3 protein-coding genes are annotated in these 3268 nt (G+C 53.7%); all 3 read left to right on the top strand.

The genetic code is table 11. The features are described from left to right. Positions 1 to 640: DUF3053 domain-containing protein (locus ACLQ7H_RS00635; RefSeq protein WP_411751004.1), on the top strand; the 640-nt coding region annotated here is incomplete at its 5' end. A 546-nt stretch (positions 641 to 1186) separates the two neighbouring features. Next, positions 1187 to 3103: a PTS mannitol transporter subunit IICBA gene (locus tag ACLQ7H_RS00630; RefSeq protein ID WP_411751003.1), complete on the top strand. Its 1917-nt coding sequence runs from the start codon at positions 1187 to 1189 to the stop codon at positions 3101 to 3103. A 62-nt stretch (positions 3104 to 3165) separates the two neighbouring features. After that, positions 3166 to 3268: hypothetical protein (locus ACLQ7H_RS00625; protein WP_411751005.1), on the top strand; the 103-nt coding region annotated here is incomplete at its 3' end.

Raw genomic sequence — 3268 nt, 5'->3', positions numbered from 1 at the left:
CGCCTGCGGCGATAAAGAGCCGGAGCAGCGCAAGGCATTCGTTGATTACTTACAGAATACGGTCATGCGCAGTGGCGTACATATCCCGACGTTGAGCGAAGATCAGAAACAGAAATTCGGTGCTTATACCGGCGATTACGCCATTCTGATGGGTTTTTCCCAGCAGTTGACCAAGTCGGTGGACGCCAGCCTGACCCCGGCGCTAGAGCAGGTTAATCAGATCCGCACCGCGCAGGACTATATGAGCAAGCGCGATAGCCTGCAACAGTCGATCGGCGCGTTAAACCTGCTGGGCCAGCAGATCCAGACTGCCAAGGCGCAGGCGGATACCGCTCGTGTGGCGCTGAAACAGCCGGACGATCTGAAAGCGGTGTACAACCAGGTGTATGACAAGATCGTTACCGCACCGGCTAATGCGCTGATGCCAGCGATCCCAACCACCGCCGGTTTTGTCCAGGACCTGGTACAGGTAGGGGATTTCCTGCAGGCCCAGGGCAATCAGGTCAGCTTCAACAACGGCGGCGTGCAGTTCCGCACCCAGCAGCAGGCGACGCAGTACAACACCATGATGTCCAATCTGGTGGCCAAGCAACAGAACCTGCTGAACGCACAGAAAACCGTGCAGGCGGTAATGCAGTAACCTTCGTTCTAAACAATGTATGTGGGCCAGCGTTTGGTACCACATACATTATTCCGCTTTTTTCCAACTCCTTGGCCCTCCCTCCCCACGTATTTTCTGTACTACACTTCACTTATTCATCACATCTCTTAATGTAGTTTTCTTTCATCCACGCCATGGTTCTTTCCCGACGGAATGGATGCTCACAGGGAAGATGTCATTTCAGGCCACGGCCCGGTGGTCGGATGTAAAATAAATTGTGATGTTTGTCACATTTCAAAAACAAACAGTAAGGCTTTAAATGTGACAAATGTCACATTTTTGGTGTATTTAGCCGGTATATCTTCTCGTTGTATTTTTTTTACACCGGATAAATGTGATGCGTATCACTAAATGCACTGGGGTATAGGGGCAAAGCTAGTGACGGTGATCACAATAATTCCGTGAAGTTCGCGTAGTAAAAAGAGCGTGGTAGAGTCCGTTTCGCAAACAGCATCAACAGGGCAAGAACGTTACAACAATTATCGCGCGCTCTTATTGTCAGCGCGTAACAATAGGGGTGTGTTTATGTTTTCACCAGACATCAAGGTTAAAGTGCAAAACTTTGGCCGTTTCCTGAGTAACATGGTGATGCCCAACATTGGCGCATTCATCGCCTGGGGTATCATCACTGCGCTATTCATTCCTACCGGCTGGCTGCCAAACGAGACGTTAGCCAAGCTGGTTGGGCCAATGATCACTTACCTGCTGCCACTGCTGATCGGTTATACCGGCGGTAAACTGGTGGGCGGCGAGCGTGGCGGTGTGGTCGGTGCCATCACCACCATGGGCGTGATCGTCGGTGCAGACATGCCGATGTTCCTCGGTTCGATGATTGCAGGCCCGTTGGGCGGTTGGGCGATCAAGCATTTTGACCGTTGGGTTGACGGCAAGATCAAGAGCGGCTTCGAGATGTTGGTCAACAACTTCTCCGCTGGCATCATCGGTATGCTGTTGGCAATCCTGGCCTTTATGGGTATCGGGCCATTGGTCGAAGCGATATCCAAAGTGCTGGCGGCTGGCGTGCACATCATGGTGGTCAACAACCTGCTGCCATTGACCTCGATCTTCGTTGAACCGGCGAAAATCCTGTTCCTGAACAACGCCATCAACCACGGTATCTTCTCACCGCTGGGTATCCAGCAGGCGACGGAAACCGGTAAATCAATCTTCTTCCTGATCGAAGCCAACCCAGGCCCAGGTTTGGGCGTGCTGATGGCCTATATGTTCTTCGGCCGTGGTAGTGCCAAGCAGTCTGCTGGCGGTGCGGCGATCATCCACTTCCTGGGGGGTATCCACGAAATCTACTTCCCATACGTGCTGATGAATCCACGCCTGATCCTGGCGGTTATTCTGGGCGGTATGACCGGCGTATTCACCCTGACCCTGCTGAACGGCGGCCTGGTGTCCCCTGCTTCCCCAGGTTCTATCCTGGCGGTGCTGGCGATGACGCCAAAAGGCGCCTATTTCGCTAACCTGGCGGCGGTGTTTGCGGCGTTCGTAGTCTCCTTCGTGGTTTCAGCTTTCCTGTTAAAAACCTCGAAAGTGAAAGAGGAAGACGATCTGGAAGAAGCTACTCGCCGTATCCAGGACATGAAAGCCCAGTCTAAAGGTGGTACCGCAGTAAACGCAGCGGTAGACGGCGATCTGAGCACCGTGCGTAAAATCATCGTGGCTTGCGATGCGGGTATGGGGTCCAGCGCCATGGGTGCCGGCGTACTGCGTAAGAAAGTGGCGGACGCGGGGCTGAAGAATATCTCGGTAACCAACAGCGCCATCAACAGCCTGCCGGATGATGTGGATCTGGTGATCACTCACCGCGATCTGACCGAGCGTGCGATGCGCCATGCGCCGCAGGCCCAGCATATCTCGCTGACCAACTTCCTGGACAGCCATCTGTATAGCGATTTGACCGCCCGCCTGGTGGCCGCTAACAAGACTAGCGAAACCGAGCAGAAGGTTATCTCCACCCTGGATGACAGCTTTGACGCCAGCGAACAGAACCTGTTCAAACTGGGGGAAAGCAACGTGTTCCTCGGCTTGCAGGCCATTGATAAAGAGCAGGCCATTCGCTTTGCCGGTGAACAACTGGTGAAGGGCGGCTACGTCGAGCCAGAATACGTTCCGGCCATGTTGGAACGTGAAAAGCTGACCTCTACCTATCTGGGCGAATCCATTGCCGTGCCGCATGGCACCATCGAAGCCAAAGACCGCGTGCTGCGTACCGGCGTGGTGTTCTGCCAGTATCCGCAGGGTGTACGTTTCGGTGACGAGGAAGATGAAGTGGCGCGCCTGGTTATCGGCATCGCGGCACGTAACAACGAGCATATCCAGGTGATCACCAGCCTGACTAATGCGTTGGATGACGAAACCGTCATCGAGCGGCTGGCGAATACCACCAGCGTCCAGGAAGTGTTGGATTTGCTGGGCGGTAACAAGGCCTGATAACAGAATTATTTTAAAGGGTGCAGCTTGCTGCACCCTTCTACATTAAGAAAGGGTGGAATATGAAAGCATTACACTTCGGAGCCGGCAATATTGGCCGTGGCTTTATTGGCAAACTGCTTGCCGACGCGCACGCCGAACTGACTTTTGCTGACGTTAACCAGA

Origin of the sequence: Serratia sp. (in: enterobacteria) (genome assembly GCF_046715635.1) — a bacterium.
Taxonomy (GTDB): Bacteria; Pseudomonadota; Gammaproteobacteria; order Enterobacterales; family Enterobacteriaceae; genus Chania.
This window is presented reverse-complemented; position numbering and strand designations above follow the sequence as displayed.